Origin of the sequence: uncultured Nostoc sp., from assembly GCF_964245575.1 — a bacterium.
Lineage (GTDB): Bacteria > Cyanobacteriota > Cyanobacteriia > Cyanobacteriales > Nostocaceae > Nostoc.
The window spans coordinates 3,894-19,666 of record NZ_CAXTNP010000056.1 but is presented as its reverse complement, the minus strand read 5'-3'; the positions used below and the strand labels follow the sequence as shown (position 1 = coordinate 19,666).

At 41.5% G+C, this 15,773-nt stretch carries 12 protein-coding genes and 1 pseudogene; 5 read left to right on the top strand and 8 right to left on the bottom strand.

Features of this window, described 5'->3' with window-relative positions; genetic code table 11:
- Positions 1-532 precede the first annotated feature (532 nt).
- The 4 genes from hpsU to ACFFAP_RS11485 all read right to left on the bottom strand — a co-directional run bounded on the left by hpsU (position 533) and on the right by ACFFAP_RS11485 (position 4,031).
- Positions 533-1,111 carry a hormogonium polysaccharide biosynthesis acetyltransferase HpsU gene (hpsU, locus tag ACFFAP_RS11500; protein WP_375511338.1) on the bottom strand — a complete coding sequence of 193 codons (579 nt, stop codon included), beginning with the start codon at positions 1,109-1,111 and terminating at the stop codon, positions 533-535.
- A 17-nt stretch (positions 1,112-1,128) separates the two neighbouring features.
- On the bottom strand, positions 1,129-2,085 hold the full coding sequence (locus tag ACFFAP_RS11495) for a glycosyltransferase family 2 protein (protein WP_375511337.1): 957 nt from the start codon (positions 2,083-2,085) through the stop codon (positions 1,129-1,131).
- Positions 2,086-2,109: 24 nt separating this feature from the next.
- The gene (locus tag ACFFAP_RS11490; protein ID WP_375511336.1) at positions 2,110-3,042 is read right to left on the bottom strand and encodes a glycosyltransferase; all 933 of its coding nucleotides are present in this window, start codon (positions 3,040-3,042) and stop codon (positions 2,110-2,112) included.
- 179 nt (positions 3,043-3,221) lie between these two features.
- A complete protein-coding gene (locus ACFFAP_RS11485; protein WP_375511335.1) occupies positions 3,222-4,031 on the bottom strand; it encodes a hypothetical protein in 810 nt (269 codons plus the stop codon).
- Between the two features lie 471 nt (positions 4,032-4,502).
- On the opposite strand from ACFFAP_RS11485, the gene cobU reads away from it, so the two are divergent.
- Complete coding sequence (gene cobU, locus ACFFAP_RS11480; RefSeq protein WP_375511334.1) at positions 4,503-5,075, top strand: bifunctional adenosylcobinamide kinase/adenosylcobinamide-phosphate guanylyltransferase; 573 nt, start codon at positions 4,503-4,505, stop codon at positions 5,073-5,075.
- A 49-nt stretch (positions 5,076-5,124) separates the two neighbouring features.
- The gene (locus ACFFAP_RS11475; RefSeq protein ID WP_375511333.1) at positions 5,125-5,529 is read left to right on the top strand and encodes a hypothetical protein; all 405 of its coding nucleotides are present in this window, start codon (positions 5,125-5,127) and stop codon (positions 5,527-5,529) included.
- 198 nt (positions 5,530-5,727) lie between these two features.
- On the opposite strand, the gene ACFFAP_RS11470 is transcribed toward ACFFAP_RS11475, so the two are convergent.
- The 3 genes from ACFFAP_RS11470 to ACFFAP_RS11460 all read right to left on the bottom strand — a co-directional run bounded on the left by ACFFAP_RS11470 (position 5,728) and on the right by ACFFAP_RS11460 (position 10,238).
- Positions 5,728-7,389, bottom strand: a complete 1,662-nt coding sequence (locus ACFFAP_RS11470; RefSeq protein WP_375511332.1) for a glycosyltransferase family 39 protein — start codon at positions 7,387-7,389, stop codon at positions 5,728-5,730.
- A gap of 387 nt (positions 7,390-7,776) precedes the next feature.
- Complete coding sequence (locus ACFFAP_RS11465) at positions 7,777-8,559, bottom strand: GNAT family N-acetyltransferase (RefSeq protein ID WP_375511331.1); 783 nt, start codon at positions 8,557-8,559, stop codon at positions 7,777-7,779.
- A 662-nt stretch (positions 8,560-9,221) separates the two neighbouring features.
- Positions 9,222-10,238 (bottom strand): ribose-phosphate pyrophosphokinase, encoded by a 1,017-nt coding sequence (locus ACFFAP_RS11460; protein ID WP_375511330.1) that lies wholly within the window; start codon positions 10,236-10,238, stop codon positions 9,222-9,224.
- A 760-nt stretch (positions 10,239-10,998) separates the two neighbouring features.
- On the opposite strand from ACFFAP_RS11460, the gene ACFFAP_RS11455 reads away from it, so the two are divergent.
- The 3 genes from ACFFAP_RS11455 (at position 10,999) to ACFFAP_RS11445 (ending at position 14,765) form a co-directional block, all read left to right on the top strand.
- Entirely contained in the window at positions 10,999-12,759 is a 1,761-nt protein-coding gene (locus ACFFAP_RS11455) for a protein kinase (RefSeq protein WP_375511329.1), read from the top strand.
- Positions 12,759-13,448: a dethiobiotin synthase gene (bioD, locus tag ACFFAP_RS11450; protein WP_375511328.1), complete on the top strand. Its 690-nt coding sequence runs from the start codon at positions 12,759-12,761 to the stop codon at positions 13,446-13,448. Before ACFFAP_RS11455 ends, bioD begins: the two co-directional genes overlap by 1 nt.
- A 63-nt stretch (positions 13,449-13,511) precedes the next feature.
- Entirely contained in the window at positions 13,512-14,765 is a 1,254-nt protein-coding gene (locus ACFFAP_RS11445) for a M20 family metallopeptidase (protein WP_375511327.1), read from the top strand.
- A gap of 129 nt (positions 14,766-14,894) precedes the next feature.
- Here the strand turns inward: ACFFAP_RS11445 and ACFFAP_RS11440 are convergent.
- Positions 14,895-15,608, bottom strand: a pseudogene (locus tag ACFFAP_RS11440) (Rpn family recombination-promoting nuclease/putative transposase); the annotation flags it as partial.
- Positions 15,609-15,773: the final 165 nt, after the last annotated feature.

Genomic DNA, 15,773 nt, shown 5'->3' with positions numbered 1-15,773 from the left:
GTTAAGAGCCGTAAATAGTCATGGTAATTCTCTGCTTATTGAAACTTCTAAAGCTCTAAAAACATTCCCAATATATAAACTGCCCTACAAATGCCAATATTAGCAATCAGTTGCTATAACAGGGAACTACAGTATTCTTGGTAAGAAATTTAAAACTGCAATTCTACCTACGCTCTATAGTTCATCATAAAATTCAACAAGTGTGAGTTAGATTACTATTAAATTTTGGTTATGAATTAATTAATTTTTTTTAGAGTTATTTCAAGCTATAAATAACCATTTATTTTGTATTAAAAAAATAATTATTGATTAATACTCCGGACAGTTTTTTCCCAAAAGGATAAAAAAGCCACTTATCGTTGTAGGCTGCAAATAGTTCAAAAAAATCATACTACCAGATAAACTATGAATACGGTAGAAACGATACTTACTTAAAGCAGTATTTATTAATACAAAATATATTGAGTAAAGTTTTCAGCCAAGCGCGGAACTTTCTGTACGATTGCTCATTTACCCCTGCAACGCACTCAAATCACGGGTTTGTGGGGGGATCAAGTTTTATCCGAACCGTCTTGGGATGACAGGGGCTTCCCCAACAAACCTGCCCAGAAGGCATATTAGTAAAAACACTACTACGAGCGCCAATCACAGCATTAGCGCCAATTTGCACTCCCGGCCCAACGAAACAATCTGCTGCTACCCATGCACCATTGTCAATGGTGATACTCGCTGTTTTTAACCCAAAAGTAGGGTCTTGGATATCATGACTACCAGTACACAGGTAACTTTTTTGCGAAATTACGCAATGTTCACCGATGTGGATCTGATCGAGGCTATATAAAACTACGTTATCTCCAATCCAACTGTAGTTGCCAATGATAACTTTCCAAGGGTAGGTGAAGCGGGCGGTGGGTCGAATTAGTACGCCTTCGCCAATACGAGCGCCAAATAGTCGTAGCAAAGCACAACGCAGAATATTTAACGGTTGAGGAGTCAGGGGAAAGGCGATCGCTTGTACAAGCCACCATAATAAAATATACCAACCTGGACGCCCACGATCAAACCAAGATTGGTCATATTTGCGTAAATCTACGAAAGGGTCATTAGTCATTGGTCATTAGTTATTAGTTAAGAGTCAATGGTCAATAGCTCTCCCTCTGCTCCCCTGCTTCCCTGCTCCCCTGCTCCTTCCTTCGGGGTAGTTGCAGTATTTAAGTGACCACCACAGTTGCGTAATTCGTAGAGTTTAACGCCAATTTGATATTCATATTGACTCAGCAAGCGTGCATAGATATATCCGGCTTTGCCATCCAAAAAACCGCGTTGAATAATATAAAATAAAACAAACCGTAAAATGGGTTTAAATGGCAGGTGTACCCAGACTTTTTTCAAAAAGCGCTTGCGTTGCACTGCATCACCAAATAGATTCGCGCCGATAGTGCCGCTATCATCTTTACCTGTGAGAATATTAAAATAAACGCTGGCTTCCCAGTTAGAATAGCGGTTGTGTCGTTCTAACCAGTGATAAAGGTCGCGGAAGTCCTCGTGGAGCATATCATTTTTGAGATACCCAACTTTGCCCTGCAAAATCACATGTTCGTGAACTTCGTTATCACCAGTATTGCGAATATCTTCTGTATGTAGGTTTTCGTAGCGACCTTTTTTATGTTGAAATAAACGTAGATTCCAATCGGGATATTTTCCCCCATGACGAATCCATTTTCCTAAGAAAAAGACGCGGCGATTTAGGTAATAACCTGCATATTCCTTGTTTTGAATTGCTTGATCAATTTCTTCCCAAAGTTCAGGGGGAATGCGCTCATCGCAATCTACAATTAGTACCCATTCGTTGCGGAAAGGTAGATTATCTAAAGACCAATTTTTCTTTTTAGGCCAGCGTCCATTGAAGTTGAATTGTACGACATTTACACCGTGACTTTTAGCAATTTCAATGCTGTTATCAGTACTTTGAGAATCTACTACAAATATTTCATCTGCTCTGCTGAGGCTAGCAAGGCAAGCAGGCAAGTTTGCTTGTTCGTTTTTTGCCGGAATTAATACAGAAACTGGTATTTTAGAAGACATATTGAGTATAAATTATGTTATTGGTTATTTCTTATTTGATGTGGATAAAAGACCTTGAATAGCAGCATTTAAGTAACCAATCTGACCGTAAGCATATACAAGTTTGTCAAACCGTTCTGCTGGATCAGAAAAATATTGCAATGCCTTATACAAGCCGCGCACAAACCGTTCGCTACCTCGCTGCAATTGAGCGATTCCAGCTTTACCAGCGAGTTGTTCTCGATAGCATTCACTGATACCTTGCCACCAGCCCCGGTTTAAAAACCAGGAGCGTTGGAGGCGTTCTGGGGCAACATTGTGAGCAACCAGCGCTTCGGGAAGATAAGCGACTTGCCAATTACGCTGTAGGGCAAATTCGGTCATTTGCAGTTCTTCATTTGATAATAGATTTTTCCCTACTCGACCGAGATGAGGATCAAAACCGCCAATTTCTTCTAGAAAACTGCGGCGGATAGAGTAATTTAAGCCTCTGGGTGTTGAGCCAGGTTGCTCAATGTAGATGATACTGTCACCCAAATCGTATGCACCGAGATTTGCAGCTAGCCCTGGAGATAGCCACCGTGGTTGCTGGATTCCTTGGGGCCAGATGAGAGTAACTTTGCCACCTGCGATCGCTAGTTTAGAATTATTGTAATAGGCAAAATATAAAACTTGTAGCCAGCCAGGGCTGGCAACGGCATCGTCATCTAGATAAGCAAGAATATCACCACTAGCTACTTTTGCACCCGTGTTGCGGGCGACAGATAAACCAATGGTGGGTTCAAATACATACTTCAGGCGCGGATTGTGGGCCCTTTGTTCTACAACCTCACGAGTGCGATCGCTAGATCCATTATCAACTACCACAATTTCAAAGTCAGCAGCAAAATCCTGCGCTAAAAGACTATCAATTGCAGCCCCTAAATAGGTATCTCGATTGTGGGTACAGATAATGGCAGAGATTTGGGTGTCTGGCATAGATTTTATTTTGGATTTGAGATTTGGGACTTTCCTGCGGAACGCTACGCGAACGGCTTGGCTCAGTCGAACGATTTTAGATAAAAATCTTAAATCCAACGCACACCTGCTGAGAGTTAATCTAAACTAAAAATTACCGACCCACCAACCGAGTTTCTTCGGAAATAATCTTTAAAATTTTACGTTTGTTGAATATGACTGTGTAAAACTACAAGTGTTTGGGCCAGTTGACTCAGGCGGGTTTCCAAAGATTGCTTGCGCCCTAACAGTTGACGTAACTTTTGGTAACGCGCGATCGCCATGCTAACATTCGGAACCTGATCTGCTGGACATGGACGCGACCAGACTTTACCAGTATCGTCTATACCACAGAGGCGGTAGCCAGTAATAGATGATTGATAAGATACTTTCCCACCAGTGGCGCAAATTTCTTCTACGTAGTTCATCAGGCGGTCAACTTCTGCATGGCGCAGTGTTGCGGTTCCTCCTGATTCTGGTTCCTTGGGATCGGATTCTAACCAGCCATTGACAATTGGCCCTTCTAAGTAAATATCCTGAATTTGCTTCAAAATATTTTGCAGTTCTATTTGCCAACCTGCCACAGTTTCCTGAATTTCTTGCAATAGATTCATCGCCAATCCTGGATTTGCTCCGTGACGATGGCTACTAAAGCTCGGAGTTTTCAACTTGGGTAGGCTGGGTGTTTTGCTACCATCCTCTTGTGCTTGAAAAGTCTGCACAGAGTCATGGTGAGGAAAGAAATTTTGTTCAGAAGGATAATCACTCTCAGTATCTACGCCCAAGTCAACTGTTTGTTCTTCCTGAGAAGATGGAGTTTGTGTACTTTCTGTGGATTCGTTGGCTCCGACACTGATTCTAAAGGAAAAAGGCCGTTTTGTCGTCGAATCACCAGCTTCGGCGGCAGAGGCAGTGCCGCGATTCCCTAAATCGTGTAAAGTTGCTTCAATGCGTTTTAAGCCTGCGTTCATAAAGACATCCTAAAGTTTGCTGTCCCCAATGGTGTTGAATAATTCAGAATGGGGTTGTTGGGATTTTCGGCTTTTGCCAATTGTGACATCAATGATGCTGGTGCTAATTTTATCTCTTAAAAGTTATTTGAAACTAAAAATTTTGCCGATAAAGTAAAAAACTGCGGTGATAAATTGCAACCGTAGGCATGTTAAAGAAGGCAGAAGGTAGAAGGTTGGAATTTATCTGTTGCTCTCAACCCCATCTAATCTCAAGCCACCCGGAGATTTTGGTGTAAAACTTAAACTATAAGGTCACTTGCGGTCATAACCGCAGGAGGAAAAGGGCAGTCTACCTCCAGCAAGAACTGCCCGACGCTGGCGGACTCGCTCATAGCGTTGCCATGCCGAAGGCGTTGCCTCTCCAAGAGTTGGCTTTACGCTGCGCTATCTGCCTCCTGCCTTTCTTATTAAAATATTCAGGAAACAACTTTGGGTAAAATCATCTTAGTAACAGGGCCAGCACGATCTGGTAAAAGTGAATGGGCGGAAACTCTGGCCATGCAGTCAAAAAAAGCAGTTGTTTACGTAGCAACAGCCACCGATAACCCAGATGACCAAGAATGGCATCAACGTATTTTAGAACACCAACAACGTCGCCCCCAAGACTGGGTAACTCTATCTGTACCTGTGGAACTGTCTGCTACCCTAGCCGATGCCAAACCTTATACCTGCCTTTTAGTTGATTCTTTAGGAACTTGGGTTGCGAATCTCTTAGAAGAGGACGAATCTAGCTGGGAAAACATTCTTGCAGAGTTGTTAGAGACGGTGGATCTGGTTGCTGCTGATATGCTATTTGTAGCAGAAGAAGTAGGTTGGGGTGTGATACCAGCTTATCCCCTTGGGAGGGCGTTCCGCGATCGCCTGGGTTCTTTAGTGCGCCAGCTAGGTGTACTCAGCAATACTGTTTATTTAGTTACTGGTGGTCATGTTCTCAATCTCAGCATCCTTGGTTACCCATTGCCAAATAGAGGGGAAGGAGAAGTCAGGAGTCAAGATTCTTAATTGATTCAAATTAATCCAAAATCTAAAATTTAAAATCTAAAATTGTAATATGGCAACCAAACAAGAAGTTAGAGGATACCTTGCCTACTGGTTTCAGTTAGGTAAAAAAGTGATTACGAGCAACGGTAAGGCAAGCTTTTTGCCCCAATCGGTGCTAAATGGCGATCACTATAGTGAAGAATTTGAAGAGTGCTGGCAAAAAATTCTCTCACCAGAATCAGGTGATTGTTACCTAGAGGGTACATATGAAACCATTGCTCAACTGTTGACACCAGCCTGGGAAATGCTACCTTGCAGCCGTTGCAGTATGCCAGTAGCAGCGCGAAACGTCGGGATGCCGGCGTTGTTATGCCCCTGCAATGATTTACCTAACTGGCCTAATACCGAATTACCAGCACCGCGAGAGCCAATTAAGACTCAAGATCAACTCAAAACAATTTGCGATCGCTTGTAGACAATGTTGCATTTTCTCAGTCGTTTAAAGACGACTTTTGCTATAAGAGAGGTGAATTCATTATGAGGCGGGCTAGGTGAGAATTAAATAGTCCTGCTATATAGCTTTTCCTAATTAAATGAGCTACATTATAGTCCCGTCCTCGCAAGCGAAGAGTGGGTTAGGGGTGGAATTCAGTACCTACTCAACTGAGAAGCGCTATAAACTGGTAGATAACTTATTATTAATTGAGATATTACGTCGCCGCAACTTAGGAGATTTAGCCAATTTCCAGACTGAATAATATTGATCGCTGTAAACAATATCTGTCTTTAAGTTATACTTTTTTTCGATTGTTGCGCGCCAAGTGTCTGAGGGATTGAGTAAAAATACATCAGAAAACCCATCAGGAATGTTGGGAATTTTTTGGTTGTTCACCAACAAAAATCGCACTTTTGGTTCCAAAAGATAGCTTAGAGAAAAAACATTCCCATAATTATTGCCCAAAGCATCACTAACCAAAAGTGGACTACTCGTCTGATTGATGATTTGGGCAACTTGGGGATTTCCATAGCTCATACCCTTATTCCACCAAGTTTCTGCCTGAGAACTCACCTTAGAAGAAATCAGTCCACAAATAATCACTAATGCTATAATTATCTGCCAAATGCTCCGGCGTGAGACGCTCCCATTATATACTTGCGTAGCTAGTAGGTAAGCAACAGTTAGTTGGATTCCTAAATAAGCTGGTAGGAAATATGGTTCGGTAGATAATTGTATGCCACCTGCACTTGAGAGTATTAAGGGTAGTGCTGGCACTACAATAAATGTGATGATAAAAAACCAGACTTTATAGTTGGTTGTTAGACAAAGAAAATAAATTGAATATCCTATCAGTATTAAAAATATGGGTGGAATTAAAGAGTTCAGAGGATTATCTTGGCTTAGGTCTATATCAAAAAAAATTCTGCTTAACTGCATCAGCAAAAATGTAAATATAGGCATCGAAAATGCCTGAGTTTTAGTTTTATCTGCTGAAATTAAAAATTGAAAAAAGTAACCCATCACAATTGTTATCCAAGGCATGAAAGCTAAAAAGCCTACCAGGGATACTAATAAATAAGCTCTGACAGTTTCAGTAAACTTAAATTTGGCAGCGCTCGTTACATAAATCCCGTGAGCAAGTGCTACAAATGCACTCCAAAGACATGTATAAAGACTGATGGCTAAACTGACTGCATAAATGCTCCAGATAGCGAATAAATCTGGCCGTTGTCGTTCTTTTACTGGCTCATCTTTATCTTGTGATTCCAGCCGCATTGCTCGCAGGAGAGACGCACTGGATAATAATATGGTGACTAACCAAAGAATATATTCTTGTGCTTCTTGGGCATAAACTAGTTGAATTGGAGAAATTGCCATAAGTGCGATCGCTACACCAGGAACCGATAATGGCACATTAAATAATTCTCGGCATAGCCAATAAACACAAGGAAAAACCAGCAAACTAATGCAGGCAGATAAACTTCTAATCGCCGTCACCGAATTACCAAAGATTTCCATCCACAATCTGGCTATTATGTAATAAAGCGGTGGATGGTAAGGATCTTCTTTTGCCAAAGTCATGATTGTGTCATTTAAGCTTTTTTGTTGATTTGCACCTTGAAACTGGGCAAAGCTTTCTCCACTAATGACACGATTATTAAAAATTTGTTGTTTCACTTCAGCGATTCTGTAACCAGAAATCCGCAATGAAGTATAAGTTTCATCATGCCAGTAAACTTTGCCGTCAAGATTAAAAAAGCGAAACAATATACCCATCGCCAATAAAAAAATAATTAAAAATCGCAACCAACTCGGAGCAAATTTGAGATGGCGCATAAGTAATTTTTCCCAATAATTTGTCTAAAATAATCAAGTCAGGCAGGCGCACTGGATGAAGTGCCGCAGCTACGCCCGTCGTAGACATCGCTAGTTATTATATCTGAACCTGCTCATCTGTATCGCCAATATACTTGAGTGAGAGTCATTTGATTTGAAATATTGACTATAAATATCTCTCTTCTATTAACTCTCAAAATAATTGCACAAGGTTGTATCCAATACGGCAAAACTGACCTTCGTTTTATAGCCAAGATGCAGATGTGAAGTAAAATATCATAAATATCTCTATTTTTACAGTCCGTGTGGTGTGCTAGCAATAGCGTAATAGATCCTGTAGCCGTGACTAAGCATCGTTAGGACAAAAGAAAATTTTTACAATATTTTTTAACGCCATCTAGCAAAGTCTTTGGTATTAGATATCGTTAAAAAATCAATGGTCTTAAAGTGTCGGTCAATAGCTGGAAGACTGCATATTTTAGCTCCAATATTCAAGTACGCCTGCAAAATTTTAGGAATCTCAACATTACATGAATCTGGACAATTTGGAGGCAGTTCTAGACAAGATTGTGAATTTGGATACACCAAAATACTTGGATGCATCAAACCATTCTGCCGAAAATAATCAGAAGTGCAAGTAGCTTGTGAAGGACATTGTGTTAATAATGATGCACAGCCAAAGAAATATTGGTTTCTACTCCAGATGAGATAATTTGCTAGCCCATTCCATAATAGTAAAAGTGCCTGACTGTTGCGGTATTCTTTATCTATACATGCACGTCCAACTTCAACTGATGCCTGAAGCACAGAATTGGGAATCGCATTAAGATTAAATATATCGGCAGCATCAAAGCCTAATCTTTGAGAAGCCATTGTATAGGTTTGCATCCGATAAGTTCCAATAGTTTTACCCGTTTGTTTGGAAATCATGATTAAATGATGGCAAACCGCATCAAACTTATCTATATCCATCTGGGTAAAGCTAGAAGCAGAAAATCCCAAGCCTAGTTCAAGATTAAAAACTTCAAAGCGCAACCGAAAAATTGATTCTAATTCTTCTTCAGTTGACGCTAGGCGTAGGGTATATTTTTCAGTTTGAAGGACGGGAAAATCTTCAAGAGTGGGAGGAGGATTGAGTGGGTAATTGATATTGCGTCCAGAAACTTCCATCTATCTTCCTACTTAGATTGGCAAAAATATTCTACTAAGATTTAGGCACTATACAAATAACTCACATTATGCGTTAATGTGTCGAAACGTGGTGATTGAGACGGTTTTTGATCAAAAAAGCTCTAAGGAGCTTTTTTACTTTCTTGGATTAGAGGTAGAGTGCTTTTATTATGGACATTAATTGCTGAAAAATCTGGCAATAAGATACAAAATCTTCTTTTGATATACGCTATAAATGCAAATCATACTATTTCACATAAACCCTGATAGATATATATTTATTGTAGGGGCATAGTAAGTACCGCAAGGCAAAAGTCAGCCCCAACTCTTGGGGACGCTGCGCGAACGGGGAAGTCACGCATTCACGCCTGCTTTAATTTTGGGCTTTCTGGCCGTAATGAAATGGTAGGTTTATTTCCGCCGACCTGTACTAGTGGTAAATACATTTGTAGTAAGGACTTTAGTCCTCAAATATTCAAGCATGCTTTGTGCTTACTACAAACCTATCAAAACTTTTGCGATAGACTACTAGTTGTTGGTCTGGGGTTTTGGGGTCACCAATGCGACGATAACAAATCGCATAAAAGCCCACACTGTACCGGATCAAGGGTTCAGCGTGGGTAATTTATATTTATAACACCAATGACAGTCTGTAGTATTGGCTAGCGGAACATACTACTGACTGAAGTATCTTCATGAATCCGCCAGATAGTTTCTCCTAAGAGATTAGCCACTGACAGCACCACTAGTTGTGGAAAACGATTGTTTTCTGGTATCGGAATTGTATTGGTGACAATGACTTCCTCAAACAAGCCACTGGACAAACGCTCCATCGCTGGTGGAGAGAACACTGCATGAGTTGCACAGGCGTATACTTGACGCGCTCCTTCTTCACGCAGTAATCGCGCTCCTTCTGCGATCGTGCCCCCAGTGTCGATCATGTCATCCACCAACACTGCCGTTTTGCCTTTAACATCGCCGATGATATTTAACACTTCGGCGACATTATGGGCCTGACGACGTTTGTCAATAATCGCCAGTGGGGCATCATTGAGTTTTTTCGCAAATGCTCTGGCTCGCGCTACACCGCCAACATCGGGGGAAACAACTACAAGATCGGGCAGTTGTTTGCTTGCTAGATAATCCAGCAATACTGGCGAACCGTAAACATGGTCAAAGGGGATATCGAAATAGCCTTGAATCTGAGCCGAGTGTAAATCCATTGCTAGAACGCGGTTGGCACCTGCTTCGGTGATCAAGTTAGCAACTAGCTTGGCGGTTATTGACTCTCTTCCTGCCGTTTTGCGATCGGCACGGGCATAGCCATAGTAGGGAATTACTGCCGTCACCTGTCGCGCAGAAGCTCGACGACAGGCATCAACCATAATCAATAATTCCATTAAATGATCGTTCACGGGTTGACAACATGGCTGGATTAAATAGACATCACAACCCCGAATCGATTCTTGGATTTGAACGTAAAGTTCTCCATCCGCAAATCTTTTACGAATCATTGGCCCCAAGTCCATGCCCACATAACGAGCAACTTCTTGAGACAGTTGTATATTGGCAGAGCCAGAAAACAGCCGCAGGCGATGATTATCGGTCAGCCCTGTTGCAGATGGTTGCACTTTGAAAGTTGCAGAACTGAGCACAGCCGATCCTCTATGTGCATTCATAGCAATATTATCATTAAAGATTTAATAGGTTTAACCGAGAAATCGCCTAAAAAAACATTTGTGAGTTTTGTTAAAGCTTCCATACAAAATTTAAACATTTTTCCATAAAATTATCATTGGCTAACTGTCTAATTTTCTTGGCAAGTAAACTCTTGATAGCTTAACGGACATTTAGTCCGTCCACTAGGTTTATAGTTCAAATTTTTAGGGTTGAGGTAAATAACCTTAATCTCTCAAAGATTGGTGTGATAGATTGCTTCTTCTAAGTACCTCATTTCTATCTGACAGTAAAGCATTTACAACTATAAGTGATGTTGAAGTTTGTTCTTAGACACGAGAAAATTCTGGACTACGTGTTCATTGTGTATCCTATTATATTTTATGATCCTAGCAAGAAAAAAATAAACTAGAGATTTAATTTTAAGTTTTAATTCAGAGAATAAAATTCCAGAATAGGGGTATTTGAACAAACTCTCCCCAGCGTGGGTTATAAGCGAAGTGCTGAGTGCTGTACATGGATAGCGGGGCGTTGAGCCAGTGCTGAGTAAAAACCCAGTTTTTTCAAGCCTTTGAGCAATCAACACTGTCCTTTCCCCCAGCAATAACTGCCTCTTCTTTGAAGCGTGATGCATATACTCCTAACTGGGGGTATATCCAATTAGTAAGGTAAAATATCGCTGCATGTAACTGTGTCGCCTCTTGGACTTAATCTTTGTGGGTGACTTTCTCCTCAGTTGCTAATACACTCAATCATTGAATCATGCAACCACCCATTACAGTTGGCACTGTCTTGCAAAACCGTTATCGCATAATTCACATTCTCGGACAAGGAGGATTTGGTAGAACCTATCTGGCAGAAGACCAGAGGCGCTTTAACGAACTTTGCGCGATCAAGGAATTGATTTCAACAGCAACGGAGGCTTTGGCTTGGGAGAAGGCACAAGAGCTTTTTCACCGAGAAGCTGCCATTTTATATCAAATTGAACACCCACAAGTCCCTAAATTCCGGGAAAGATTTGAGCAAGGGCAACGTTTATTTTTGGTGGAGGACTACGTTGCAGGTCAAACGTACCAAGCTCTGCTGGCTGAACGTCAAGCTGTAGGTCAAACTTTCACAGAGGCTGAAGTATTGAAGTTTATCCAGTTGTTGTTGCCTGTTTTAGAGCATATTCACAGTCGAGGGATTATTCACCGAGATATCTCGCCAGAAAATATTATTTTGCGAGATAGTGACGCTAAACCTGTGTTAATTGACTTTGGGGTGGTAAAAGAACTGGCAACTCGTTTGCGATCGCCAGAAAGCGCAATGCCAAAAACCACTGTGGGAAAATTAGGCTACTCTCCTAGTGAACAGATGCAAACAGGGGGAGCTTATCCTAGCAGTGATTTGTATGCATTAGCAGTGAGTGCAATTGTTTTGCTGACTGGTAAGGAACCAAGGGATCTATTTGACCAAAACCAACTAACTTGGAATTGGCAACGGTGGGTAAGAGTTAATCCGCGATTTGCCCAGGTTTTGAATCGAATGTTAAGTCATATACCGAGCGATCGCTATCAAAGTGCTGCTAGTGTATCTCAAGCACTGCAATCTCTGACTCAACCCAGTGTTCCTACCTCTAATGTATCGAACTTACAAACAATCGCTGTTGGTCGCCGTCCTAATTCAGTACCACCAGCAGCTTTGCCTAAGAAACAACCCGCTCCTGTGATTCCACCAAGTTCCACTAGCTCAGTCTTGGATAATCCCTTAGCGATCGCAGCAATTGGCACTGCTGTAGTGATCGTAGCCGGATTCGGTTCTTGGGCGCTGGTAAGTTCCATCCGCAGTCAGTCAAAACCATCACCAACACAGACGCTTCCACAAAATTTCCCTTCACCAGTTATTTCTGGTGGTACTACATTCACATCCACACCCACCCCCGATCAACCTGTTATATCTAGTAGGCGGCTCAATCTTAAAGCATCTAACCCAACCACGGTTACAGATACTCTCAAAACAAATCAAATCATCCGCTACACTTTTCTGGGGCAGGAAGGTGACAATTTAACTGCGTTTATTGACCCAGGAAGCAGCGTTTTGCTAACAGTCTTCAGTCCCAATCAACAACCAATTGATCAAAAAGTTCAACAAGTAACATCATATAAAGGGCCATTGCTGGTTACTGGTAGATATACTATTGAGTTAACACTGGTTCCAGGAGTTCCCGAAAGCAATTACAGCCTTACTGTTGCATTAGAAACACCAGCCAAACCAATACCTACACAAACACCGACCCCAATTCCAACAGAGATACCCACCCCAATTTTTACACAAACACCGACCCCAATTCCAACAGAGATACCCACCCCAATTTTTACACAAACACCGACCCCAATTCCGACAGAAACACCCTTGCCAATTCCGACAGAGACACCCTTGCCAATTCCGACAGAGACACCTACCCCAATTCCGACCACTGGTGAAACGCCAAGTTTTCCGCCAGCTGATGGAACACAACCATTTTCTGGCCAAAGAAATTAATGTTAAACACACTACTGATTACTGGAACTGATACTGAAGCTGGTAAAACTGTTTTAACAACAGCGTTAGCAGCCTATTGGCAAAAATATTATCCGCAGCATAGCTGGGGAATCATGAAACCGATTCAATCTGGGATTGGCGATCGCGAGTGGTATCAAAAGCTATTTACATTAGAACAATCTTCAGAAGAAATTACACCTTTGTACTTTCAAGCACCTCTGGCCCCTCCGATCGCAGCAGCGCGGGAAAATTGCCAAGTAGATTTAGCAGTAGTTTGGCAAGCTTTATCTAAATTGCGATCGCAACGTGATTTTGTGCTGGTAGAAGCTTTGGGTGGGTTAGGTTCGCCAGTAACCGAGGAATTAACGGTAGCCGATTTAGCAGGAGAATGGCGTTTACCAACGGTATTGGTAGTGCCAGTAAGATTGGGTGCGATCGCTCAAGCGGTGGCGAATGTAGCATTAGCTAGACAATCGCGCATCAATCTTAAAGGCATTGTTCTCAACTGCATACAAAGACGAACAGATGCAGAAATAGCCGACTGGACACCACCCCAATTGATTCAATCACTCACTAACACGCCAGTTTTAGGCTGCTTACCCTATTTAGATAACCTGACTGATTTAGATAAACTTGCTCAAGTAGCATCAGATTTAGATTGGGAAACACTGACACATTCAGAACGATAAACTAGGAAAATAAACTAAGTTAGCTGCCTAAGTTAGCTTTACTTAAACTAGCTTGTCTTTATAATGGTTTCCACCTTTCCCAATCCTTCTTCTGTTGACCTATCTCACATCCGACTTTCAATCCGTTCATTGCAACCGCAATTGGTAGAGTGGCGGCGGCGATTGCATCAACAACCAGAGTTGGGTTTTCAAGAAAAACTAACGGCTGAGTTTGTCTCACAAAAGCTGCAAGAATGGGGAATTGAGCATGAAGCTGGCATTGCCCACACTGGCATTGTTGCCACCATAAAAGGCAAAGGGCAAGATTCAGAAACAATCGAAAATCCAAAATCCAAAATCCAAAATCCAAAAGTTTTGGCGATTCGGGCGGATATGGATGCTTTGCCAATCCAAGAACTCAACGAAGTGCCCTATAAATCGCAGCATGATGGAGTGATGCACGCTTGTGGACATGATGGACATACTGCGATCGCTTTAGGTACGGCTTATTATCTGCAACAGCATCTCCAAGACTTCTCCGGTACAGTAAAAATTATCTTTCAGCCAGCAGAAGAATCACCAGGAGGCGCAAAGCCGATGATTGAAGCGGGAGTGCTGAAAAATCCTGATGTTGACGCGATTATTGGTTTGCACTTGTGGAATAATTTGCCCTTGGGAACAGTGGGTGTGCGGGCTGGGGCGTTGATGGCAGCTGTGGAGTCCTTTAACTGCAAAATTTTGGGCAAAGGTGGACACGGCGCACTACCCCATCAAACGGTGGATTCAGTTGTAGTTGCTGCCCAAATTGTCAATGCCTTGCAAACCATTGTCGCCCGGAATGTTAATCCTATTGATTCGGCTGTGGTAACAGTGGGCGAACTTCATGCTGGAACCAAGGGAAATGTGATTGCTGATACAGCGAGAATGAGTGCTACTGTCAGGTATTTTAATCCTAGTTTGAAGGGCTTTTTCAACCAGCGTGTCGAGCAGATTATTGCCGGAATTTGTCAAAGTCATGGTGCGAATTATGACTTAGAATACTGGTCACTTTATCCACCAGTAATTAATGATATGAAGATGGCAGAATTGGTGCGAACTGTAGCAGAAGAAGTGGTAGAAACCCCGTTGGGTATTGTACCAGAATGCCAAACTATGGCTGGTGAAGATATGTCATTCTTCTTGCAAGAGGTTCCTGGTTGCTATTTCTTTTTAGGTTCTGCGAATCCAGAGAAAGATTTGGCTTATCCACATCATCATCCCCGATTTGATTTTGACGAAGCCGCCTTGGGAATGGGTGTGGAAATGTTTGTTAGATGCGTAGAGAGGTTTTTTAGTTGAGTGGGTGTAAATTAGATAGATGTTTTTAATCAAGTTAAATTTACTTGAATTTTTATGAAAAATAACTATATAAAAAATCGGCGTTTTTACATCTGACTTTATCACTTTATAGTTGTTCGACACCTGAAATTAATTACTTTCCTGCCCATCTAACCAAATAAAGAAATCATCTATAGATGAAATTCTCAAAAGCACCCTTCCTAAAGCTTCTAGCTTTTCCTTGTTTAAAACTTCAACTCTCTCAATAATTGACGAATCTATTTCACCAAAACGTTCATTTAGTAAAGATATACAAAATCTAACCGCTTCTTTTTGTTCTCCCTGTTGTTCGCCTTTCTGCAAAATATCCTGATAAATCACTGACTCCTGCATAAGATCCTCGCTCAATAACTGACGAATAAAATCTTTTTCAAATCGCAAACCTGCTAATATTTCTGTGTAAGCTGCGATATTCTGCCTTGTTTCCCTATCCAAAATTTTAGCAACACTCTGGGCAACTTGGGATAATAACCCTTGGGGTGAATCTGTCTGTGTTAAAGGTGCTAACGGTAATAATGCAGGATTATCGAGAAATAACGCCGAATCTTGTTCCCACATTCGTACAACACGATAGCGATGATTTGTCATCTCATTTACATATTCTTCGGTAAAAGCGATTTCCTTACTTGTCTCTTGCAAGAAAATTACTACCTGCGTTATTGGAACATCATATTTTCGCACTAACCTAACAAAGTAATCCAACATTCTTAAGGGAATGGGAGTATCTGATTTCTGTGTTGTTTGAAATTCCAAATGTAAAATACGATTTTCTGTTTGTAAAAATGTAACAGAATCTGCTCGAACCAGCTAAACAGTAGACATCAACTGTTGGGTGACGAATCCCTTTGCGTGTTAACTCATAGGGTGCAAATACTTTGTTACCAAAAGACCTAGACAGGGTGCTTGGTTAACTATTGGAGTCGCAAAAGCAACTAATGTGACTTGAAAACTAGCTTTTGGAGTCGCAAA